The organism is Pseudomonas sp. 18.1.10, from assembly GCF_024655625.1.
Classification (GTDB): domain Bacteria; phylum Pseudomonadota; class Gammaproteobacteria; order Pseudomonadales; family Pseudomonadaceae; genus Aquipseudomonas.
In genome coordinates, this window is sequence record NZ_JANLGL010000044.1 from 1 (window position 1) to 21,582 (window position 21,582).

At 62.5% G+C, this 21,582-nt stretch carries 18 protein-coding genes; 10 read left to right on the top strand and 8 right to left on the bottom strand.

Translation table 11 applies throughout. The annotated features are described in order from the left end of the window. The first annotated feature begins 206 nt into the window (after positions 1-206). The 4 genes from NUV89_RS10350 (at position 207) to fdhA (ending at position 8,027) form a co-directional block, all read left to right on the top strand. A complete protein-coding gene (locus NUV89_RS10350) occupies positions 207-5,102 on the top strand; it encodes an alpha-2-macroglobulin (protein ID WP_257781210.1) in 4,896 nt (1,631 codons plus the stop codon). Positions 5,103-5,192: 90 nt separating this feature from the next. Next, on the top strand, positions 5,193-5,825 hold the full coding sequence (locus tag NUV89_RS10355; RefSeq protein WP_257781211.1) for a sarcosine oxidase subunit gamma: 633 nt from the start codon (positions 5,193-5,195) through the stop codon (positions 5,823-5,825). 10 nt (positions 5,826-5,835) lie between these two features. After that, positions 5,836-6,693, top strand: coding sequence for a formyltetrahydrofolate deformylase (gene purU / locus NUV89_RS10360; protein ID WP_016977808.1), 858 nt, complete (start codon positions 5,836-5,838; stop codon positions 6,691-6,693). A gap of 134 nt (positions 6,694-6,827) precedes the next feature. Continuing rightward, positions 6,828-8,027, top strand: a complete 1,200-nt coding sequence (gene fdhA, locus NUV89_RS10365; protein ID WP_026137006.1) for a formaldehyde dehydrogenase, glutathione-independent — start codon at positions 6,828-6,830, stop codon at positions 8,025-8,027. 48 nt (positions 8,028-8,075) lie between these two features. Here the strand turns inward: fdhA and NUV89_RS10370 are convergent, their stop codons facing one another. The 3 genes from NUV89_RS10370 to NUV89_RS10380 form a co-directional block, all read right to left on the bottom strand. Continuing rightward, a complete protein-coding gene (locus NUV89_RS10370; protein WP_257781212.1) occupies positions 8,076-8,450 on the bottom strand; it encodes a hypothetical protein in 375 nt (124 codons plus the stop codon). 167 nt (positions 8,451-8,617) lie between these two features. Continuing rightward, on the bottom strand, positions 8,618-9,295 hold the full coding sequence (locus tag NUV89_RS10375) for an anti-sigma factor domain-containing protein (RefSeq protein WP_257781213.1): 678 nt from the start codon (positions 9,293-9,295) through the stop codon (positions 8,618-8,620). Beyond that, positions 9,292-9,918, bottom strand: a complete 627-nt coding sequence (locus NUV89_RS10380) for a sigma-70 family RNA polymerase sigma factor (protein ID WP_257781214.1) — start codon at positions 9,916-9,918, stop codon at positions 9,292-9,294. The genes NUV89_RS10375 and NUV89_RS10380 overlap by 4 nt, the downstream gene beginning before the upstream one ends. A 151-nt stretch (positions 9,919-10,069) precedes the next feature. Here NUV89_RS10380 and NUV89_RS10385 point away from each other — a divergent pair, with 151 nt between their 5' ends. Both NUV89_RS10385 and NUV89_RS10390 read left to right on the top strand, forming a co-directional pair. After that, positions 10,070-10,639, top strand: coding sequence for a DUF2780 domain-containing protein (locus tag NUV89_RS10385; RefSeq protein WP_257781215.1), 570 nt, complete (start codon positions 10,070-10,072; stop codon positions 10,637-10,639). A 194-nt stretch (positions 10,640-10,833) separates the two neighbouring features. After that, positions 10,834-11,625, top strand: coding sequence for a hypothetical protein (locus NUV89_RS10390; protein WP_257781216.1), 792 nt, complete (start codon positions 10,834-10,836; stop codon positions 11,623-11,625). Positions 11,626-11,642: 17 nt separating this feature from the next. Here NUV89_RS10390 and NUV89_RS10395 read toward each other — a convergent pair whose 3' ends face one another. Next, positions 11,643-12,557: an acyltransferase gene (locus NUV89_RS10395; protein WP_257781217.1), complete on the bottom strand. Its 915-nt coding sequence runs from the start codon at positions 12,555-12,557 to the stop codon at positions 11,643-11,645. A 175-nt stretch (positions 12,558-12,732) separates the two neighbouring features. On the opposite strand from NUV89_RS10395, the gene NUV89_RS10400 reads away from it, so the two are divergent. From NUV89_RS10400 to creD, 4 genes are read left to right on the top strand one after another with little or no spacing between them, the layout of a single operon-like run. Further along, on the top strand, positions 12,733-13,233 hold the full coding sequence (locus NUV89_RS10400) for an ATP-dependent zinc protease (RefSeq protein ID WP_017738455.1): 501 nt from the start codon (positions 12,733-12,735) through the stop codon (positions 13,231-13,233). Between the two features lie 9 nt (positions 13,234-13,242). Then, positions 13,243-13,911 (top strand): two-component system response regulator CreB, encoded by a 669-nt coding sequence (gene creB, locus NUV89_RS10405; protein WP_257781218.1) that lies wholly within the window; start codon positions 13,243-13,245, stop codon positions 13,909-13,911. Then, positions 13,911-15,350 carry a two-component system sensor histidine kinase CreC gene (gene creC, locus NUV89_RS10410; protein ID WP_257781219.1) on the top strand — a complete coding sequence of 480 codons (1,440 nt, stop codon included), beginning with the start codon at positions 13,911-13,913 and terminating at the stop codon, positions 15,348-15,350. The genes creB and creC overlap by 1 nt, the downstream gene beginning before the upstream one ends. A gap of 51 nt (positions 15,351-15,401) precedes the next feature. Next, positions 15,402-16,775: a cell envelope integrity protein CreD gene (creD, locus tag NUV89_RS10415; RefSeq protein ID WP_257781220.1), complete on the top strand. Its 1,374-nt coding sequence runs from the start codon at positions 15,402-15,404 to the stop codon at positions 16,773-16,775. 175 nt (positions 16,776-16,950) lie between these two features. Here creD and NUV89_RS10420 read toward each other — a convergent pair whose 3' ends face one another. The 4 genes from NUV89_RS10420 to NUV89_RS10435 form a co-directional block, all read right to left on the bottom strand. Continuing rightward, entirely contained in the window at positions 16,951-17,580 is a 630-nt protein-coding gene (locus NUV89_RS10420; protein WP_257781221.1) for a glutathione S-transferase family protein, read from the bottom strand. A 146-nt stretch (positions 17,581-17,726) separates the two neighbouring features. Next, positions 17,727-17,909 carry a hypothetical protein gene (locus NUV89_RS10425; protein WP_257781222.1) on the bottom strand — a complete coding sequence of 61 codons (183 nt, stop codon included), beginning with the start codon at positions 17,907-17,909 and terminating at the stop codon, positions 17,727-17,729. Next, complete coding sequence (locus NUV89_RS10430) at positions 17,906-19,000, bottom strand: PepSY domain-containing protein (protein ID WP_257781223.1); 1,095 nt, start codon at positions 18,998-19,000, stop codon at positions 17,906-17,908. The genes NUV89_RS10425 and NUV89_RS10430 overlap by 4 nt, the downstream gene beginning before the upstream one ends. 62 nt (positions 19,001-19,062) lie before the next feature. Then, a complete protein-coding gene (locus NUV89_RS10435) occupies positions 19,063-21,492 on the bottom strand; it encodes a TonB-dependent siderophore receptor (protein ID WP_257781224.1) in 2,430 nt (809 codons plus the stop codon). Positions 21,493-21,582: the final 90 nt, after the last annotated feature.

The following is a 21,582-nucleotide window of genomic DNA, read 5'->3' on the forward strand; positions in this document are numbered from 1 at the left end:
AGCTTGCATATGTATTTCTGACCCACCGCATTCGCGAGCAAGCCCGCTCCCACATTTTGATCTTCAGTGTTTGTGGGATTTGGCTTGGCATCACTTCCTTTCAAGAACCAAACCACCCTCCGTCGGTCAATGTGACCAGCACCTCATCGCCCCCTCACAGGCTGATATATAGTTCATCCCTCGGCCCCTCCCACTACGAGTGCCCCATGCTTAACAAAGGACTGTTCCTGGCCTGCGCGCTGGCCCTGCTGAGCGCCTGCGATTCTTCCGATAAACCCGCTGCCCCCCCTGCGCCCACCGTGGCCACAGCGCCAAAACCGGCGAAGGCAGTGGTGGATGTGGCAGCGCTGAAGCAGCGTTACGCCGGGCGAGAGCTGAGTGTGGTGGATGTGTCCGAGGTGCAGCTCGACGGGGCCAGCACGCTCTCCGTGAGTTTTTCCATTCCCCTGGACCCCGAGCAGAAATTCGCCGACAAACTCCACCTGGTGGACAGCAAGTCCGGCAAGGTCGATGGCGCCTGGGAAATCTCCGACAACCTGATGGAATTGCGCCTGCGCCATCTGGAGCCGCAGCGCAAACTGGTGCTGACGGTCGATGCCGGCCTGAAGGCGGTCAACGCCAACACACTCGCCGCCGAGTACATCGCCCGCCTGGAAACCCGCGACCTGCAAGCCACCGTCGGCTTCGCCAGCCGTGGCACCTTGCTGCCAACGCGTCTGGCCGAGGGCCTGCCGGTGATCGCGCTGAACGTCGACAAGATCGATGTCGAATTCTTCCGCATCAAGCCCGAGTCCCTGCCGACCTTCCTCGCGCAGTGGGGGCGCAACACCAGCCTGCAAAGTTATGAATCCCGCGAACTGCTGCCCCTGGCCGATCTGGTCTACGGCGGCCGCTTCGACCTGAACCCGGCGCGCAATACCCGCGAAACCCTGTTGCTGCCCATCGCCGGCCTCAAGCAATTGCAACAGCCGGGCGTGTACCTGGCAGTGATGCGCGCGTCGGGCACCTACAACTATTCCCAACCGGCCACGCTGTTCACCCTGAGTGATATCGGCCTGTCGGTGCACCGCTACGCCAATCGCCTGGATGTGTTTACCCAGGCACTGGAAGGCGGCAAGGCGCTGGATGGTGTCGATCTCGAAGTGCTCGATGCCGACGGCCGCGTGCTGGGCCAGGGCAAGACCGAGAAGGGCGGCCACGCCGAGTTGCCGTTGCCGAAAAAAGCCCAGGTGCTGCTGGCCAAGAGAGGCGAGCAGACCAGCATGCTGCGCCTCGACAGCGCCGCGCTGGACCTGGCGGAGTTCGACATTGGCGGCCAGCCGTCCCATCCGTTGCAGTTCTTTGTGTTCGGCCCGCGCGACCTGTATCGCCCCGGCGAAACCGTGTTGCTCAACGCGCTGCTGCGGGACAAGGATGGCAACGCGGTCAAACCGCAGCCGGTGAGCGTCGAAGTGCGCCGCCCGGACGAACAGGTCAGCCGCAAATTCGTCTGGGATGCCGACGCCTCGGGCCTCTATCAGTATCAACTGCAACTGGCCGGCGAAGCGCCGACCGGGCGCTGGCAGCTGGTGTTCGACCTGGGCGATGGCAAGCCGCAGCTGTATGAATTCCTCGTCGAAGACTTCCTGCCCGAACGCCTGGCGCTGGAACTCAAGGGCAGCGACACGCCGTTGAGCCCTGCGGAAAACCCGGTGATCCAGGTCACCGGGCGTTACCTCTACGGCGCGCCTGCGTCCGGCAATCGCGTCAGCGGCCAAGTCTATGTGCGGCCATTGCGTGAGGCGGTCAAGTCGCTGCCGGGCTACCAGTTCGGCTCCGTCACCGAAGAAGAACTGAGCCAGGATTTCGAGCTGGACGAAAGCGTGCTCGACGCCAAAGGCCAGGAAGCCCTGACCCTGGAAAGCAAATGGGCCGACGCCAAGTCGCCGCTGCAATTGATCGTGCAAGCCAGCCTGCAAGAGTCCGGTGGGCGGCCGATCACCCGGCGCCTGGTGCAACCGATCTGGCCGGCCGAGCAACTGCCGGGCCTGCGCGGGTTGTTTGACGGCACCGAAACCAACGGCGACGGCCCGGCGGAATTCGAAGTGCTGCTGGCCAACCAGGACGGGCAGAAACTCGCCGCGCAAAACCTCAAGGTGCGCCTGGTGCGCGAGCGCCGTGACTACTACTGGAACTACTCCGAGAACGATGGCTGGAGCTACCACTTCAACGAGAAATTCCTCAACCTCGATGAGCAGACCCTGAACATCAAGGCCGGCGACACCGCCAAGGTCAGCTTCCAGGTCGAGTGGGGCCCGTACCGCGTCGAGGTCGAAGACCCGCAGACCGGTCTGGTCAGCAGCCTGCGCTTCTGGGCCGGCTACCAGGCCCAGGACAACACCGAAGGCGGCGCTGTGCGCCCCGACCAAGTCAAGCTGGCGCTGGATAAACCGGCGTATGGCGACGGCGATACCGCCAACGTCACGGTGACACCGCCCGCTGCCGGTAAAGGCTACCTGTTGGTGGAATCCGCCGAAGGCCCGTTGTGGTGGCAGGAAATCGAGGTGCCGGCCGAGGGTAAAAGCTTCGCTGTGAAACTCGACCCGAAATGGTCGCGCCATGACCTGTACGTGAACGCCCTGGTGATTCGTCCCGGCGAGCGCAAAGCCAATATCACCCCAAAACGTGCGGTAGGCTTGCTGCACCTGCCGCTGGATCGCACCCAGCGCAAACTCGGCCTGACCCTCACCGCGCCGGAAAAAATGCGCCCCAAGCAACCGCTGACGGTGAAAGTCGCGGCGAAAAATGCCGATGGCAGCGTGCCGAAACAGGTGCATGTGCTGGTGGCGGCAGTGGACGTCGGCATCCTCAATATCACCGAATACCCGACGCCCGACCCGTACTCCAGCCTGTTTGGCCGCAAGGCCTATGGTGTGGACCAGTTCGATATCTACGGCCAACTGATCGAAGCCGGCCAGGGCCGCCTGGCCAGCCTGGCGTTTGGTGGTGATGCGGCGCTGGCCAAGGGCGGCAAGCGCCCCGACACCAGCGTGACCATCGTCGCCCTGCAAAGCGCGCCGGTGACCTTGAATGACAGGGGCGAGGGCGAAGTCAGCGTCAACATTCCCGACTTCAACGGCGAACTGCGCCTGATGGCCCAGGCCTGGAGCGATGATCGCTACGGCATGGCCGAAGCCAAGACGGTGATTGCTGCGCCGTTGATTGCCGAGCTGTCGGCGCCGCGCTTCCTCGCCGGTGGCGACCAGACGACGTTGGCGCTGGACCTGTCCAACCTGTCGGGCCAGGCGCAGAAACTCGATGTGCGAGTGAGCGTTGAAGGGCAGCTCGAGCCGGTCAACGAAGCTGGGCAAACCGTCGAATTGCAACAGGGCCAGCGCACCACGCTGCGCATCCCGGTGAAAGCCTGGGGCGGCTTGGGGCAAGGCAAGGTCAAGGTCACGGTGAACGGCCTCGACCTGCCGGGTGAAAACCTGCCGCCGTTCAGCCGCGAGTGGACCCTGGGCGTGCGTCCGGCGTATCCGGCACTGCTCAAGCACTACCGCGCGGTGCTCAAGGATCAGCCGTGGAGCCTGCCCGCGGGCGCGCTGGATCAGTTCGATGCGGCGGGGCGTGAAGCGCTGTTGAGCCTGTCGAGCCGGCCGCCGTTGAACCTTGGCGCGCAGATCAACGCGCTGAGGGCCTACCCGTATGGTTGCCTGGAACAGACTGCCAGCGGCTTGTACCCGTCGCTGTATGCCGACGATGCCTTGCTCAAGCGCCTGGCGATCAAGGGCGAGCCGGATGCCGAGCGCAAACGCAAGATCGAGCTGGGCATCGAGCGCCTGCTGGGTATGCAGCGTTACAACGGCAGCTTTGGTTTGTGGGGCGCCGATGGCGAAGAAGAATATTGGCTGACGGCCTACGTCACCGACTTCCTGCTGCGCGCCCGCGACCAAGGTTTTGCCGTGCCGCCTGAAGCCTTGAAGAAGGCCAGCGAACGCCTGCTGCGTTATGTGCAGGAGCGCAACCTGATCGAGGTCGACTACAGCGACAACGCCGACCACACCCGCTTCGCCGTGCAGGCCTACGCCGGCATGGTGTTGGCGCGCAGCCAACAGGCGCCGCTGGGCGCGTTGCGTAGCTTGTTCGAGCGCCGCAGCGATGCACGCTCCGGGTTGCCATTGGTGCAACTGGCTATCGCCCTGCAAAAGATGGGCGACCAGCCGCGTGCCGACCAGGCGCTGCTGGCCGGCCTGGCGGCGCAGCGCAATGCCAATGAATGGCTGGCCGACTACGGCAGCCCACTGCGCGATCAAGCGATGATCCTGGCGTTGCTGGAAGAGAATGACCTGGCCAAGGGCAAGCGTGAGGAACGCTTGTTTACCCTGTCGGATCAGTTGGCGGCCAGTCCGTATCTGTCGACCCAGGAGCGCAATTCGCTGTTCCTTGCCGGGCGCCTGGGGTTTGCCAAGCCAGAGTCGGGCTGGAAAGTGCTGCTCGATGGCAGCGGCGGTATTCAGGAGTTGAACAATCAGCAGTCAACGCTGGACCTGGAAGGCAAGCTGCTGTCTGGCAACCTGAGCCTGACCAATCAGGGGGATGTGCCGGTGTATCAACAACTGACGATCTCGGGTTATCCACAGGTGCCACCGGCGCCGGGTGGTGACAACCTGGGGATCCGCCGCGAATACCTGGGCATGAACGGCCAGCCGCTGAACCTGCGCAACCTCAACAGCGGCGACCTGGTGCTGGTGCATCTGGCCGTCAGCGCCAAGCAGCGCGTGCCGGACGCCCTGGTGGTGGACCTGCTGCCGGCCGGCCTGGAACTGGAAAACCAGAACCTGGCGCAAAGCGCCGCGAGCCTGGAGAACGCCAGCAGCCAGGTGAAGGAATGGCGCGAGTCGATGCAGAACGCGTCGCTCAAGCACCAGGAGTTCCGTGATGACCGTTACGTGGCCGCGCTGAACCTGGACGGCTCCGGCACCACGCACCTGCTGTACCTGGCACGGGCGGTGACACCAGGCACGTACCGCGTGCCGCCGCCGCAGGTGGAGTCGATGTACCGGCCGAACTGGCAGGCGGTAGGAGAAACCCCGGCCGACCTGGTAATCAAAGGCCGCTGAAACCTCAACTTGAAATGAGGCCTAAATGTGGGAGCGGGCTTGCTCGCGAAGACGCCAGTAGCCGCACAACAGAATCAGGATAGGTGCTTTATGACAGCAGCCAATGTTTACCAACAACGCCCAACCACCGGGGCCAAGGCCGAGTCGTCGCTGCACCATGCCGACCTCGCCAGCCTGGTCGGCAAGGGCCGCAAGAACGCCGGCGTGACCGTGCGGGAAAAGAAACTCCTGGGCCACCTGACCATTCGTGGCGATGGCCATGACGCAGCCTTCGCCGCCGGCGTACATAAGGCCCTGGGCATCGAACTGCCAAGCGCCTTGACCGTGATCGTCAAGGGCGACACCAGCCTGCAATGGCTCGGCCCGGATGAGTGGTTGCTCATCGTGCCCAGCGGTGAAGAATTCGCCGCCGAGAAAAGCCTGCGTGACGCCCTGGGTGAGTTGCATATCCAGGTCGTCAACGTCAGCGGCGGCCAGCAGATCCTTGAACTGAGCGGCCCGAACGTGCGCGATGTATTGATGAAGTCCACCAGCTACGACGTGCACCCCGACAACTTCCCGGTGGGCAAGGCCGTGGGCACGGTGTTCGCCAAGTCCCAACTGGTGATCCGCCACACGGCCGAAGACACCTGGGAGCTGCTGATTCGCCGCAGCTTCTCGGACTACTGGTGGTTGTGGTTGCAGGATGCCTCTGCGGAATTCGGCCTCAACGTCCAAGCCTGAGGAATGCCCCATGAGCCGCGCACCCGATACATGGATTTTGACCGCCGACTGCCCCAGCGTGCTCGGCACGGTGGACGCGGTCACCCGCTATTTGTTCGAACAGGGCTGCTACGTCACCGAGCACCATTCGTTCGATGACCGGCTTTCGGGCCGGTTCTTCATCCGCGTGGAGTTCCGCCAGCCGGACGGTTTTGACGAGCAGGGCTTCCGCGACGGCCTGGCCACGCGCGGCGAAGCCTTTGGCATGATCTTCGAACTGACGGCGCCGAACTACCGGCCAAAAGTGGTGATTATGGTCTCCAAGGCCGATCACTGCCTCAACGACCTGCTGTACCGCCAGCGCATCGGCCAGCTGTCGATGGACGTGGTCGCGGTGGTGTCCAACCACCCTGATCTGAAGCCGTTGGCCGACTGGCACCAGATTCCCTACTACCATTTCCCCCTCGACCCCAACGACAAACCGTCCCAGGAGCGTCAGGTGTGGCAGGTGGTGGAAGACACCGGCGCCGAACTGGTGATCCTTGCGCGCTACATGCAAGTGCTGTCGCCGGAGCTGTGCCGCAAACTTGATGGAAAGGCCATCAACATTCATCACTCGTTGTTGCCTGGGTTCAAGGGCGCCAAGCCGTATCATCAAGCGTACAACAAGGGCGTGAAATTGGTCGGCGCGACGGCGCATTACATCAACAACGACCTGGACGAAGGCCCGATCATCGCCCAGGGCGTGGAGGTGGTGGATCACAGCCACTATCCCGAGGATTTGATTGCCAAGGGGCGTGATATTGAAGGGCTGACGTTGGCCCGGGCCGTTGGGTATCACATTGAGCGGCGGGTGTTTTTGAACGCCAATAGAACTGTGGTGCTCTGATGGACGCCTTCGCGGGCTTGCTCGCGAAGAGGCCTTCACTAACAACACAAGAAACAGCATCTGTACCCGAGCATTTAACGCGCTGCCCACCCAAGGGCAACGCAGTTCCATAAAAACAACAGCGAGGTGAAAGCATGTCTGGTAATCGTGGTGTCGTGTATCTCGGCAACGGCCAAGTCGAAGTACAGAAAATCGACTATCCCAAAATGCAGGACCCCCGTGGCAGGAAGATTGAGCACGGCGTCATCCTGCGCGTGGTCTCCACCAATATCTGCGGCTCCGACCAACACATGGTGCGCGGCCGCACCACGGCCCAGGTCGGCCTGGTGCTCGGTCACGAGATCACGGGCGAAGTGATCGAGATGGGCAGCGGCGTCGAAAACCTGAAAATCGGCGACCTGGTCTCGGTGCCGTTCAACGTCGCCTGCGGCCTGTGCCGCTCCTGCAAAGAACAACACACCGGCGTGTGCCTGAGCGTCAACCCGGCCCGTCCGGGCGGGGCCTATGGCTACGTCGACATGGGCGACTGGACCGGTGGCCAGGCCGAGTACGTGTTGGTGCCATACGCCGACTTCAACCTGCTGAAACTGCCGGACCGCGACAAGGCCATGGAAAAAATCCGTGACCTGACGTGCCTCTCCGACATCCTCCCGACCGGTTATCACGGCGCCGTCACCGCTGGCGTTGGCCCAGGCAGCACCGTCTACATCGCCGGTGCCGGCCCGGTCGGCCTGGCCGCTGCCGCTTCTGCGCGCCTGCTCGGTGCGGCCGTGGTGATTATCGGCGACGTCAACCCGATCCGCCTGGCCCACGCCAAGGCCCAGGGGTTTGAAATCGCCGACCTGTCCACCGACACCCCGCTGCACGAGCAGATCGCTGCCTTGCTGGGCGAGCCGGAAGTGGACTGTGCGGTCGACTGCGTGGGCTTCGAAGCCCGCGGCCACGGGCATGACGGCGTCAAGGCCGAGGCGCCAGCGACCGTGCTCAACTCGCTGATGGGCGTGGTGCGCGTGGCGGGCAAGATTGGTATTCCTGGCCTGTACGTCACCGAAGATCCAGGTGCCGTGGATGCCGCCGCGAAAATGGGCAGCCTGAGCATTCGCTTTGGTCTGGGCTGGGCCAAATCCCACAGCTTCCACACCGGGCAGACGCCGGTGATGAAGTACAACCGCCAGCTGATGCAGGCGATCATGTGGGATCGCCTCAACATCGCCGACATTGTTGGCGTGGAGGTGATAAGCCTGGATCAAGCGCCACGTGGCTACGGCGAGTTTGATGCGGGTGTGCCGAAGAAGTTTGTGATCGATCCGCACAAGCTGTTCAGCGCGGCGTAAGCCATCGCGCCTGAAAAAAGCGACCGAGAGGTCGCTTTTTTTTGCCGGTTATTTCGGTCGTGAGAGCCGCAGATTTGGGGTGGCCCTGTTGCCATTTTCGGTCACGGTCGTTCCACCGTAGTCGCAATAGATCCTGCCGTCCTTTTCGTAGATCCGTTCGGGCCGCAGTTCGTACTTCTTGTCCAGGTAGTCGTCGTCAGTTCCGGCAGTTTGCCCCACCCACGTCTTGCCGTTGGCCGTGACGCTGTAGGTGAAGCCGTCGCCGAAGGGGGAGGGGATATCCGGGTCGGTATAGGGCTGCGAGCGGATATCGCGAGTGGCCGGGCATTGGCCGGTATCGCTGGATGGGGCCGCAGCCGGGGGGAGTTGCTGGCTGCCGAGGGCGCTGAACAGTGCAAAAAAATTGGGTAGGGGTCCGATCATAAACGTCACAGCTCCTTGTCTTCGGGTTGAGTCTCCACGCTAGGGGTTAGTGGGGAGGCTGCCTTGGGTGGGCTGTAAGGTGGGTTCAGTTCCGTGGGCACGTGGGCCAGATCCTTGGCGTGATGAGTGTCAAATGTCGGACTGACCTGCGCGGTGCGTGCTGTGTATCAGCGTATGGCCAATTCGCCTTGATATAGCACGGGGCCGGTCGGCTGGCCGGTCGGTGAGCCGCCCTGAGGTTCCAGGCTGACCGCCAAGGTCAGCGGCTGGCTGAGCAAGGTTTGCTGAGCCGCATCCAGCGGGATTCGACCTTTGCCCCTGCCGGGCACCAGGCCCAGGGAGATCGGCTTGCTGCCGCGCGCAATCGCCCACAGCTCCAAGTCACGCGCCGGTTCCACGGCGGCCAGGGGCAACGCCTCGACTTGCAGATGATCGCCCACGGCCTGGACCCGCAATGCCGGTTGCTGGCTGGCGTTGACCAGGGTGGCGGTGTACGTCACACCCGGATCGCGCGGGTACAGCACGCCCACCAGCAGCGCCGCGCCCACCGCGCAGGCGGCCGCCAGCAAGCGCATATTTCGCCATCTCGGCTTCTTCACCGGCAGATGCAGCACCTGCGGTTCTATGCGCGCCTGGATGCCGGCCCATACGTGGTCTGGCACCGGATGTTCAGGCAGCGTGCCGGTCAGGCTGGCGAGGGCGTCCTGCCAGTGGCCGAGTTCGGCACGCAGTGCTGGATCTTCCAGCAACAAACTGTCAAAGCGCCGACGAGCGGTAGCCGGCATCAGCCCGATGGCGTAGTCGGCGGCCAGCGCGCGGCGCAACGGGGTGGTTTGGTAGTTCATGATTCAAGGCACCTGCGCAGGCGTTCCATGCCGCGACGAATCCAGGATTTGACCGAGCCCAACGGGGCCGCCATGTGCTCGGCCAGCTGCGCGCACGATAGGCCTTTGAAGTAGGCCACGCTGATCGACTGGCGTTGCAGGCCGTCGAGGCTGTCGAGGCAGCGGTTCAGCGCGTGGGCGTTGCGTTCGCGGTCGAGTTGTTCGTGGGCGCTGGGGCTGTCGTCGAGCAGCCCATCCTGCTGACCGTCGGCCAGGGGCTGTTCGCGGCGTTTGCGCAATTGGTCGATGGCCAGGTTACGGGTGATGTTGACCATCCAGGTCATTGGTGCGGCCAGGTGGGCCTCGTAGCGCGAGGCGTTGTACCAGATGCGCACGAAGGCTTCCTGCAACACTTCTTCAGCCAGGTCCGAGCGGCCCATGAACCGCAAGGCGACACCATGCAAGCGCGGCGAAACAGTGCGGTAGAGCGTTTCGAAGGCCTGCCGGTTGCCAAGGGCGCATTGCCCCAGCAAGGCACTCAACGGGTCTGCATCGTTGATCGGAATAGGGCTTCTCCAGGCACTCGAATGAGGGCGGCGGGACTGCGCACGGTAGGCAAAGGGTAGTTCAGCTTGTGCGTTCATTCCATGTCACTCCCGGCGGTGCTGCTGGGATATACGCACGGGCGGATGATGCGGATGCAGCCTTTTCTGAACTAATCTCAATGTGGGAACAATCCTTCGGGATCGTCAGTCAAACGCGCGCTTTTAGCTCCTACTTTCAGAGGTTGTCTTGATGAAGATTTCACGCGGTTTTGCCCTTTCCTGCCTGATGACCCTGGCGGCCAGCCCGGCGTTCGCCGCCGGGTTCAGCCTTGGTGACGCCGCCAATGCCATTTCCGGTATGCAGGGCGGCAACAAGGCTGCTGCCGCCGCACCGTCGTCCGAGACGGCCGGCTTGCTGAGCGCATTGACCTCGCAACTCAACATCACCCCCGAGCAAGCCATCGGCGGCACGGGCGCGATGCTGGGGCTGGCCAAGAACAAACTCAGTGGCAATGACTACTCACAATTGGGCAACAGCGTGCCGGGCCTGGATCAACTGTCGGGCAACAATGCCTTGGGCAGCCTCGGGGCCTTGAGCGGGATGCTCGGCCAGGCGGGCGGCAGCAAGGCCAGCGGCCTGGACGGTCTGTTGGGCAATGTGAAGAGCACCAATGACCTGAACACGGCCTTCAGTGCCCTGGGCATGGACAGCGGGATGATCGGCCAGTTTGCGCCGGTGATCTTGCAGTACCTGGGTGGTCAGGGCGCTAGCAGCTCGGTGCTGGGCAAGCTGGCACAGGCTTGGGGGACTGGCAGTTAACGGTGCTGACCCCAGGCGTGCAGTGTCTGCCGTGACCGGGAGGTTGCTTTTCAGTGGTGGTGGGTGGTCAGGGTAATAAATTGTGGTGAGGTGGTGGGAACGGTAGGAGTTATGAGCACCACGCAGTAGTACCTTTTACAGCATCGCCACGCGTGATCTGCAAAGGTTAAATCAACTGACCCAGTGGTGAACCCATGACTTCTATCAATCAGCTTCAGAACACAGTGCAAACCTTTATCCACCAGCTCAACAGCCATGAGCAGAGCCGAAAAACGGGGCAGGTTGGCGCAAACGCAGCGAATAGCTCGCAGGTCCCGACGTGGTTAATGCAGGATTTGCGCAATGACGTGAAGGCCGTACTTGATGGAGCCAATCCTGATAAGTCAGTTGCCAACCTGCTGAAAAGCTTGCAAACACTCCAGACCTATATCGGCTCGGAAAGCTCTCGCAGCGATGCAGCGGCGAAAGAATGGCCTGCCGGTAAAGGGCTGCCCTCCAGCGGCACTCTCTATGTGAAGGGGGATGACGGCCAAACTAAGAAGATTGACCTGCCGAAACATTGGACTGGCGACGGAGAGATGCCAGGTGCAGTCAAGCTTACAGATTTAGAGGCTAAGCGAGGTGCGAAGGAGTGGCCAGCCGACAAACCGCTGCCCTCCGGCGGTACCCACTATGTGAAGGGGGATGACGGCCAACCTAAAAAGGTCGACCTGGCGGAAGAGTGGACTGGCGAAGGAATGATGCCAGGTGCGGTCAATCTTGCTGACCTGCAGTCGAAGACGCCGAAGTCCGTGGACGAAAAGGCTGACGCTGTAGCTTCAACGCTCAAGACACTCCTGGATGGCGGCGCTACCGGCGCAGATGCCCAACAGGTCTTGGCCGATCTGCGCTCGGCTATTCAGGATCTGGTCGGCGTTGGCGCTACGGCCAGTGGCGCGGAACAGGTACGAAAGGCTCTGGTGAATAGCCTGCAGTCGCTGGCCTGAACGTTGGACTGAAAACACTAAGGCTCCAAGGTTCGGTGACCGGTCCCGCCGCGTTCATTTGAAAGCGCTTGTATACGGCGGTCCTTCTCCGTCCAGAGCTGGTTCACCCAGTTCTGGACGGTTTTGCGAAACGCCGGATCGTTCTCGTAATCCCCCTGCCACAACGCCGGGTCCAACTCACGGGTCTGGATGTCGACGATCACCTCTGGCACGGCACCGCTGACCAAATCCCAGAAACCTGGAATGGTCGCCTGTGGATAAACCACCGTGACGTCGAGGATCGCATCCAGCTGTTCACCCATCGCCGCCAGCACAAACGCCACGCCACCCGCCTTGGGTTTGAGCAGACGCGTGAACGGCGAATGCTGTTGCGCCCGCTTGGCCTCAGTGAACCGCGTGCCTTCCAGATAATTGACCACCGTCACCGGCTGGCGCTTGAACAGTTCGCATGCCTGCTTGGTGATCTGCAAATCCTGCCCGGCCAGCTCCGGGTGCTTGGCCAGGAACGCCTTGCTGTAGCGCTTCATGAACGGGTAATCCAGCGCCCACCACGCGAGGCCGAGGAAAGGCACCCAGATCAGTTCTTTTTTCAGGAAGAATTTGAAAAACGGCGTACGCCGGTTGAGGGCCTGGATCAGCGCGGGAATATCCACCCAGGATTGGTGGTTGCTGATGACCAGGTAGGAGGTGTCGGTGCGCAGGTCGCCGCCGCCGCGAATGTCCCACCGGGTCGGGATGCACAACGCGAAAATCAGCTTGTCGATCTCGGCCCAGGTCTCGGCGATCCACATCACCGCCCACGACATGGCGTCGCGCGAGCGGCCGGGGGCGACCAGTTTGAGCAGGGCAAACACCATCAACGGACCGATCAGGACCAGGGTGTTGAGCAACAGCAGCAGGGTGACCAAACAGCCGGTGAGCAGGCGGCGCATAAGCAACTCTTGGATTCTTGTGGGCGGGTCATGATAAGCAAGGAGAGTCTAGAGGCCAAATCGCAAATCGCCGGACGAATGTGTGATCGTTCCCACGCGGAGCGTGGGAACGATCTAACTAAGTACGGTCTTTGCGGTCTAGAATCCGCCTACTTCTTTCCGAGGACATGCCTTCGTGAAATTGTTACTTGCTGCGTTCGCCCTGGTTGCCGTGCCCGTCATGGCCGCCGAACCGACCCTCTACGGTCGCTACGAATACATCCAATTGCCGGAGATCGGCCAGACCTTCAAGGCCAAGATGGACACCGGCGCCCTGACCGCCTCGCTCTCTGCGCGCAACATCGAAACCTTCCAGCGTGACGGCGACGATTGGGTACGCTTCCGCCTCGGTGGCAAGGACGCGTCCGATAAGGTCTTCGAACACAAAGTCTCGCGCATCAGCAAGATCAAGAGCCGCGCCGACGAAGACGACGACAAGGACGAGGCCACAGTGGCCAAGCGCCCGGTGATCGACCTGGAAATGTGCCTGGGCAACGTCAAGCGCACCGTCGAGGTCAACCTCACCGATCGCAGCAGCTTCAACTACCCGCTGCTGATCGGCGCCAAGGCCCTGCGTGAATTTGGCGCAGCGGTAAACCCGGCCCGTCGTTACACTGCGGACAAACCGGACTGCTGACAGACCCCCATGCCCCACATCCTGATTGTCGAAGACGAAGCGGCCATAGCCGATACGCTGATATTCGCCCTGCAAGGCGAGGGCTTCACCACCACCTGGCTGAGTCTCGGCCAGGAGGCGCTGGCCCATCAGCGCCAGACCCCGGCCGACCTGATTATCCTCGACATCGGCCTGCCCGATATCAGCGGCTTTGAAACCTGCAAGCAACTGCGCCGTTTCAGCGAAGTGCCGGTGATGTTCCTCAGTGCCCGCGACGGTGAAATCGACCGCGTGGTGGGCCTGGAAATCGGCGCCGACGACTATGTGGTCAAGCCGTTCAGCCCACGGGAAGTGGCGGCACGGGTCAAGGCGATCCTCAAGCGCGTCGGCCCCGGTGTGGCACCGGCGCTGTTCCAGGTCGACCTGGAACGCATGCAGATCACCTATCGCGGCCAGCCGCTGAGCCTGACCCGCCACGAATTCCGCCTGTTGCAAAGCCTGCTGGAACAGCCCGAACGCGTGTTCAGTCGCGAACAATTGCTGGACGCGGTCGGCGTAGCGGCGGATGCCGGTTATGAGCGCAATATCGACAGCCATATCAAAAGCCTGCGCAGCAAGTTGCGCAGCGTGGCGGCGGACGCCGAGCCGATCCAGACCCATCGCGGCCTCGGCTACAGCTACAGCCCGAGCCACAGCTGATGCGCCTGGGGCTGCGGATTTTCCTCGTATATGCGCTGTTTATCGGCCTCACTGGCTACTTTGTGCTGAGCACGGTGATGAAGGAAATCCGCCCCGGCGTGCGCCAGTCCACCGAAGAAACCCTGGTGGACACCGCCAACCTGCTCGCCGAGATCCTGCGCGATGACGTGAAGAACGGCACCCTCGGCCAAAGCCATTGGCCCGAATGGCTCAAGGCCTACGGCAATCGCCAGCCGGGGGCGACCATCTGGGGCCTGCCGAAAAACCAGGTCAACCACCGCATCTACGTGACCGACGCCAAGGGCATCGTGCTGCTCGACTCCACGGGCGAGGCGGTGGGCCAGGACTATTCCAAATGGAACGACGTGTACCTGACCCTGCGCGGTGAATACGGCGCCCGTTCCACCCGCAGCGCCGAGGACGACGCCACCTCGTCGGTGATGCACGTCGGTGCGCCGATCCGCGACAACGGCCAGATCATCGGCGTGGTCACCGTGGCCAAGCCCAACAGTTCGTTGCAGCCCTATGTGGACCGCACCGAGCGCCGCCTGCTGTGGTACGGCGCCGGGCTGGTGGTGCTGGGCCTGCTGCTCGGCGCGTTGTTGTCGTGGTGGCTGACGGTGGCGTTGCGCCGCCTCACGGCGTATGCCGAGGCTGTCAGCGAAGGTCGCCGCGCCGAGTTGCCGCATTACCGTGGCGGTGAGTTGAAGCAGCTGTCCACCGCCGTGGAGCACATGCGCACGCAGCTGGAAGGCAAGGCCTACGTCGAGCATTACGTGCACACCTTGACTCACGAACTGAAAAGCCCGCTGGCAGCGATTCGCGGCGCGGCGGAATTGTTGCAGGGTGATATGAGCCGTGAGCAGCAGCAGCGGTTTGTCGGCAATATCGACAGCGAAAGCGCGCGCTTGCAGCAGTTGATCGAACGCCTGTTGAACCTGGCGCAGGTGGAGCAGCGCCAGGGCCTGGAAGAACAGGCGAGCATCCCGCTGGCGGCGCTGGTCGAGGACATGCTCGCGGCGCAATGTGCGCGGATCGAACGCGCCGGCTTGCAGGTGCAACAGTCGATAGCTGGCGATTTGAAGGTCTACGGCGAGCCGTTCCTGTTGCGCCAGGCCCTGGGCAATCTGCTGGACAACGCCCTGGACTTCACGCCCTCGGGCGGCACCTTGACGTTCAGCGCGCACGCGCAGCACAACGACGTGCACATCAGCGTGTTCAACCAGGCGGCGCCGATTCCCGACTATGCCCTGCCACGCCTGAGCGAGCGTTTCTACTCGCTGCCACGCCCGGCCAGCGGGCGCAAAAGCACCGGCCTGGGCCTGAACTTCGTCGAGGAAGTGGTGAAGCTGCACGGCGGCACCTTGCAGATCGGCAACGTACCTGGCGGTGTGCAAGTGGTGCTGCATCTCCACACAGTCTCCACATTGCCCACATAAACCCCCCACACAGGCTGCACAGACTCGCCCCATCAAAACAGGGAGAGTCCCATGAACCGCAGTCTGCTTTTCAAACTCGGCGCGATTGCGCTGCTGATGCTGGTATTGCTGATTCCATTGCTGATGATCAACGGCATCATCGGCGATCGCCAATACACTCGCGATGCTGTGCTGGAGGATATTGCCCGCAGTTCCAGCTACAGCCAGCGCCTCACCGGCCCGGTGATGGTGGTGCCTTACCGCAAGACCGTGCGCGAGTGGAAGCTCAATGAAAAGCTCAACAAACGCTACGAAGTCACCCGTGAAGAGCGTGGTCGTCTGTATTTTCTGCCGGACCGTTTTGAGCTCGACGGCAAGGTGCAGACCGAACTGCGTGCACGGGGCATCTACCAGGCGCGGCTGTTCCATGCCGACAACCGCATCAGTGGGCGCTTCGAGTTGCCCGCCCAATGGGGGATCACCGAAGACTTCGCCGATTACCGCTTTGAGCCGGCGTTTCTGGCGGTGGGTATCAGCGATATTCGCGGCATCGAAAACGCCCTGAAACTGCAGCTGGGCAGCCAGCCCCTGGACTTCGAACCCGGTACCCAAGTGGACTGGCTGGGGCAGGGCGTGCACGTGGCGCTACCGGTACAGGACAGCAAAAAGCCCTACGTCGTGGATTTCGCGTTCGACCTGCGCCTGCAAGGCACCGAGCAGTTGCAAGTGGTGCCGGTGGGCAAGATCAGCCAGGTGTCGCTGGCCTCCAACTGGCCGCACCCGAGCTTTATCGGCAATTTCCTGCCGGTGCAACGGGACGTCACCGACACCGGCTTTACCGCCAACTGGCAGACCACCTTCTTTTCCACCAACCTCGAACAGGCGCTGCAAAGTTGCCTGGACGGCCAGGGCTGCAAGGATTTCACCAACCGCAGCTTCGGCGTGAACTTCATCGACCCGGTGGACCAGTACCTCAAGAGCGACCGGGCGATCAAATACGCGCTGCTGTTTATCGGCCTGACCTTTGCCGGCTTCTTCCTGTTCGAAGTGCTGAAGAGCCTGGCGGTGCATCCGATCCAATACGCACTGGTGGGCTTTGCCCTGGCGTTTTTCTACCTGCTGTTGTTGTCGCTGTCCGAACACATCGGCTTTGCCCTGGCCTACCTGATCTCTGCCAGTGCCTGTGTGTTGTTGATCGGCTTCTACGTCTGCCATGTGCTGCGCAGCATCCGCCACGGGCTGGGCTTTTCGGCGGGGTTGGCAGCGTTGTATGGCTTGCTCTACGGGCTGTTGAGTGCCGAGGATTACGCGCTGCTGATGGGCTCGCTGCTGTTGTTTGGTTTGTTGGGCACGGTGATGGTGCTGACACGCAAGCTGGACTGGTATGGCGTGGGCAAGCGCAAGGCGGTGGAGCCGTTGCAGTTTGACCTGGAGGGGGTGCAATGATTGGGTTAAGGGAAGATCAGCAGATGAAGGCGCGGCTAGTCAACTTCCTCAACCACGCCACTGGACAATGTGGGAGCGGACTTGCTCGCGAAAGCGGTGGGTCAGTCAATGAATCCGTTACTGATAGATCGCATTCGCGAGCAAGCCCGCTCCCACAGGGGAATGTCGGTGAGCGTTAGATGGGCGGCTGGGTCTGCTGCATCGAAGGGCGCTGGCTGACCTCGGCGTACCAGGCGGCAAGCTTGGGGTTGTCTGCCCGCCATTGCAGGTCCGGGTGGCGGAAGTCCAGGTAACCCAAGGCACACGCCACACTGATCGCGGCAATATCGAAATGACTGGCCAGTTCGGCAATCGCGTCCGCTTCCAACTCGGCGACACTGCGGCGGATCTTGTTGCGTTGTTCGTCCAGCCACTGGTCCCAATGTTTCTCCACCGGGCGCATGGCGGTCTCGTAGCGCACCAGCACGGCGGCATCCATGATGCCGTCGGCCATCGACGCCAGGGTCAGGCGGCGCCAGCGGGCCGAGCCGTCGCGGGGGATCAGCGGGTTGCCGACGTGCTGGTGGTCGAGGTAATCGAGGATCACCCGGCTGTCGTGCAGCACCGAACCGTCGGCCAGGCGCAGGGCGGGGATCTTGCCCACGGGGTTGCCTTGCAGCACGTGCGGGTCGGGCTGGATCGGCGTCGGCAGGGTGGCTTGCAGGGCCACGCGGTCCTGCTGGCCGGTTTCGAGCAGCAGCACGCGGACTTTGCGCACGAAGGGGGAGGCGGGGTTGTGGAACAGGGTCATGGTGGACATGGGCATTCCTCAAGATGGGTAGGGGCTAGCCTAGAGGCATTGGTGGTGTTTTTGAAGGCCTCTTCGCGAGCAAGCCCGCTCCCACATTTGACCCCATTGTGTCAGGCGGATCGCGGTCGAATGTGGGAGCGGGCTTGCTCGCGAAAGCGCCATCAGGCGCGCCGCTTAAACAACCCCCAAGTGCCAAGAGCCGCCGGCACCCCCAACCCCACCCAACTCAACGAATCCCACCCCCCATCCCCCAGCAACGCCGCAAACAACCCCGCCGCACTGAGCAAACCAATCCCCAGCGGAATCGCAAACACCTTCCAGAAACTCGATTGCCTTGGCTTCATGTCTTACGCCTGACGATCCACAGGTAAACCCCACTGCCCAACACGATGATGGTCAGCACATCCAACACCGCCCACAGGATCTTCATCGGCATGCCGCCATAGTCGCCAAAGTGCAGGGGCTGGGACATGCCCATGGCGTCCATGTACCACGGCCGTTCGGCGATGGCGGTGACGGCCAGGGTGCTGGCGTCGATCAGCACCGGCGTGAGCAGGTGCGACGTCAGGTGGGTGCTGCCTTTCATGAACACCGCATAGTGATGCTCACTGGAAAAGCGCGTGCCGGGGAAGGCGATAAAGTCCGGCTGCATGCCGGGCGCGGCCTGGGCGGCGATGGTCAGCAACTCGCTGGCCGGTGCGCGTTGGCTCAGCGGCGGTGCGTTTTTGTAGGGCTCGATCATCGTGCTAAGGCTGTCCTGGCGCCAGGCGGCGATAATCAGGTCGGCGCAGGCGCTGATCACGCCGGTGACGCCCACCACCAGCGCCCAGGTCAGGGTGACCACGCCGAGCAGGTTGTGCAGGTCGAGCCAGCGCAAGCGCGTGGATTTGTCCTGGCGCACGGTGGCGAACTTCAAGCGCCGCATGAACGGCAGGTACAACACCGTGCCCGAGATAATCGCGATCACAAACAGAATGCCCATGAACGCCAGCAGCAACTTGCCCGGCAACCCGGCGAACATATCCACATGCAGGCGCAGCAGGAACAGGGTGAAGCCGCCATTCGCCGACGGCATCTCCACCGCATCACCGGTGCGCGCATCCAGCATGAAGGTGTGGGACGAGTTGGGCTCGGTGCCGGCGGTGGCCGCCATGATCGCGATCACGCCGTTCGCGTCGTCCTCGTCCCAGGCCAGGTACTGCATGGCTTCGCCGGGGCGATGGGCCTGGGCCTTCGCCACCAGTTGCTCCAGGTTGAGCTGCGGCGTGTCGGCAGGCATTTGTGCCAACTGCGGTTCGTTGCCCAGCAGGTGGTCGATCTCGTGGTGGAACACCAGCGGCAGGCCGGTGAGGGCGAGCAGCAGCAGGAACACCGTACAGATCAGGCTGGTCCAGGTGTGGATGAAGGACCAGCGGCGGATGGTTTTGCTTTTCATTTTCCAGCCTTCAGACATGCCAAGGCCGCCCACAGGGGCGGCCCGGTTGTTAACTCAGCCGATTACCACTGGTAGGTGGCGCTGGCAACGACGCTGCGTTGGTCGCCGAAGTAGCAGTAGTTGGCGTCGCAGGTCGACAAGTAGTCCTTGTTGAACAGATTGGTGGCGTTGAGCTTCACCGAGGCGCCCTTGAGGGTGCTGTCTAGGCGGCCGAGGTCGTAATGCACCGAACCGTCGAACACGGTGTAGGCGTTGGCCTTGCCCAGCCAGGTGTTGGCCTGGTCGCCATAGGTGTTGCCGGTGTAGCGCGCGCCAAAGCCGATACCGAAACCGTCGAGCGGGCCGGTGTGCCAGGTGTAGTCAGTCCACAGCGAGGCTTGCTGGTTGGGCATCAAGGTCAGGCGGTTGCCTTTGTAGATGCCTTTTTGCACTTCGGACTTGGCCAGGGTGTAGGCCGCAATCACCTTGAGGTTCTCGGTCACGTCAGACACGGCTTCCAGCTCCAGGCCCTTGACCTTTACTTCGCCGGTCTGGCTGTTGATTTGCTGGTTGCCTGCGCCAAGGGTGGTCACCTGCACATTCTTCTGGGTCAGGTCGTAGACAGCCGCCGTCAGCAACGTGTTGGAGCCGGGCGGTTGGTATTTCACGCCCATCTCCCACTGCTTGCCTTCCGTCGGTTTGAACGTCTTGGACGCGCTGGTATCGGCGTTGCTCGCGGGCTGGAACGATTCGGCGTAGGACAGGTACGGTACGAAGCCCGAATCGAACACATAGCTCAGCGCCGCGTTGCCGCTGAAGTGTTTGACGCGGTCGGTGTTGGTTGCATCGCTGTCGTTGAAGTAAGTGGTGGCCTGATGCACCCAATCTTCACGCCCGCCGAGGGTCAGGCGCCATTTGTCCAGGGCCATCTGGTCCTGCACGTAGAGGCCGGTCTGCACGGTTTTCTGGTTGTAGTCGTAGAACGGCCGGACGTCGGTCGGGCGCACTGTCGGCGTGGTGTTGATCGGGTTGAAGATGTTGGTACCCGAGGCGGTGCCGTAGATCGCACGGTAGGACGTATCGGTACGCTGGTGATCCAGGCCCAGCAGCAGGGTGTGGATCACGTCGCCGGTGGCGAAGTCGGCCTGGAAGTTGTTGTCCACCGCAAACTGGCCGATGTTCTCGTCGACGTTGGTGGTGGAACGGCTGATGTTGCCCGCTGCGTCGGCTGGCGAGTAAGCGTAGGAACCCACGGTCAGCTGCTGGAACGACAACTCCGACTTGGTGTAGCGCAGGTTCTGCTTGAACTGCCAGGTGTCGTTGAAACGGTGCTCGAACGCGTAGCCCAGCGCGTAGTAGGTACGGTCGTAGAACTCGTAGTCCGGGTCGCCGAGGTTTTTGTGATGGGATACGTCGCCCAGCGGCGATTTGATCTTGGTGCCCTGGATCGGCATGAACTGGCTGGTGGTACCGGTATCGTCGCGGGTGAATTGCGAGAGAAAGGTCAGCTTGGTATCAGGGTCCATGTTCCAGGTCAGGCTGGGGGCGATGTTGTAGCGCTTGTTGTCGATATGATCGACCTGGGTGCCGGCATCGCGCACCACGCCGCTGAGGCCGTAGAGGAACTGGCCTTCATCGTCGATCTTGCCGGTGCTGGCGAAGTTGATCTGGCGGTAGTTGTCGCTGCCGTATTGCACTTGCACGGCATGGCTCGATTCTTCGCTGGGGCGGCGGCTGACCATGTCCAACAGGCCGCCCGGTGGCGTCTGGCCGTACACCGACGATGCGGGGCCGCGTAGCAGGGCGAGGCGGTCGAGGTTCCAGGTTTCGGCCTTCGGGTTGGCGTACACGCCGCGCGGCAGTGGCAGGCCGTCGAGGAACTGGGTCGGTTCGAAACCACGCACACGCATCCAGTCGTAGCGGGTGTCGCTGCCGTAGCTGGCGGAGACGATGCCGGGCATGTATTTCACCGCGTCATCCAGGTTCTGCACGTTGCGGTCTTGCATCTGCTGGCGGGTGGCGACGGAAATCGAGCGTGGCGCCTCGACGAGGGCGGTATCGGTCTTGGTGCCGGCGGCGGTGCGCGTTGCGACATAGCCATCCACCGGGCCCCAGGCGCTTTCAGTGCTGCCTTGGCCGATGATATTGGTCTCCGGCAATGCAACCACACCTTCTGGAATCACCACCAACGTGTACGTCCCGGCACTGCTCTGCCCCAACTGCAAGCCCGTGCCACGCAACGCTTCGCGCAGTGCCCCGGGTGCATCGAACTGGCCTTTGACCGGGGCCGAGGTCTTGCCGGCGGCGAGCGACGGGTTGAGCGTGAGTGCCAAGCCCGCCTGGCTGGCGATCTGGTTCAAGGTGCTTGCCAGGGGAGCCGCCGGCAGGTTGTAGGCGCGCACGCTGGAGGCCTGTTCGGCGGCGATCAGCGGGGTGCTGGCCAGCGGGGCGCTGAGGGCGATGGCCACGGCTAACAGGCTGGGGCGCAACAGGGTGTCTAGCGTGCGGGACATGGGGCGGCTCCTGAATGGAAATATTTCTCAATTGCCTAGGTGCCGAACGAGAATCGAAAAGTGATAGGGCTGGCTGCAAATATTTTTTGG

What these genes read in the sequence shown, in the direction of transcription:
- NUV89_RS10375 (WP_257781213.1), bottom strand. Translation starts at nt 9,295, where the DNA reads ATGAACTACCAAACCACCCCGTTGCGCCGCGCGCTGGCCGCCGACTAC.
- NUV89_RS10380 (WP_257781214.1), bottom strand. Translation starts at nt 9,918, where the DNA reads ATGAACGCACAAGCTGAACTACCCTTTGCCTACCGTGCGCAGTCCCGC.
- NUV89_RS10430 (WP_257781223.1), bottom strand. Translation starts at nt 19,000, where the DNA reads ATGAAAAGCAAAACCATCCGCCGCTGGTCCTTCATCCACACCTGGACC.
- creC (WP_257781219.1), top strand. Translation starts at nt 13,911, where the DNA reads ATGCGCCTGGGGCTGCGGATTTTCCTCGTATATGCGCTGTTTATCGGC.
- purU (WP_016977808.1), top strand. Translation starts at nt 5,836, where the DNA reads ATGAGCCGCGCACCCGATACATGGATTTTGACCGCCGACTGCCCCAGC.
- NUV89_RS10395 (WP_257781217.1), bottom strand. Translation starts at nt 12,557, where the DNA reads ATGCGCCGCCTGCTCACCGGCTGTTTGGTCACCCTGCTGCTGTTGCTC.
- creD (WP_257781220.1), top strand. Translation starts at nt 15,402, where the DNA reads ATGAACCGCAGTCTGCTTTTCAAACTCGGCGCGATTGCGCTGCTGATG.
- NUV89_RS10425 (WP_257781222.1), bottom strand. Translation starts at nt 17,909, where the DNA reads ATGAAGCCAAGGCAATCGAGTTTCTGGAAGGTGTTTGCGATTCCGCTG.
- NUV89_RS10350 (WP_257781210.1), top strand. Translation starts at nt 207, where the DNA reads ATGCTTAACAAAGGACTGTTCCTGGCCTGCGCGCTGGCCCTGCTGAGC.
- NUV89_RS10385 (WP_257781215.1), top strand. Translation starts at nt 10,070, where the DNA reads ATGAAGATTTCACGCGGTTTTGCCCTTTCCTGCCTGATGACCCTGGCG.
- NUV89_RS10435 (WP_257781224.1), bottom strand. Translation starts at nt 21,492, where the DNA reads ATGTCCCGCACGCTAGACACCCTGTTGCGCCCCAGCCTGTTAGCCGTG.
- NUV89_RS10390 (WP_257781216.1), top strand. Translation starts at nt 10,834, where the DNA reads ATGACTTCTATCAATCAGCTTCAGAACACAGTGCAAACCTTTATCCAC.
- fdhA (WP_026137006.1), top strand. Translation starts at nt 6,828, where the DNA reads ATGTCTGGTAATCGTGGTGTCGTGTATCTCGGCAACGGCCAAGTCGAA.
- creB (WP_257781218.1), top strand. Translation starts at nt 13,243, where the DNA reads ATGCCCCACATCCTGATTGTCGAAGACGAAGCGGCCATAGCCGATACG.
- NUV89_RS10370 (WP_257781212.1), bottom strand. Translation starts at nt 8,450, where the DNA reads ATGATCGGACCCCTACCCAATTTTTTTGCACTGTTCAGCGCCCTCGGC.
- NUV89_RS10420 (WP_257781221.1), bottom strand. Translation starts at nt 17,580, where the DNA reads ATGCCCATGTCCACCATGACCCTGTTCCACAACCCCGCCTCCCCCTTC.
- NUV89_RS10355 (WP_257781211.1), top strand. Translation starts at nt 5,193, where the DNA reads ATGACAGCAGCCAATGTTTACCAACAACGCCCAACCACCGGGGCCAAG.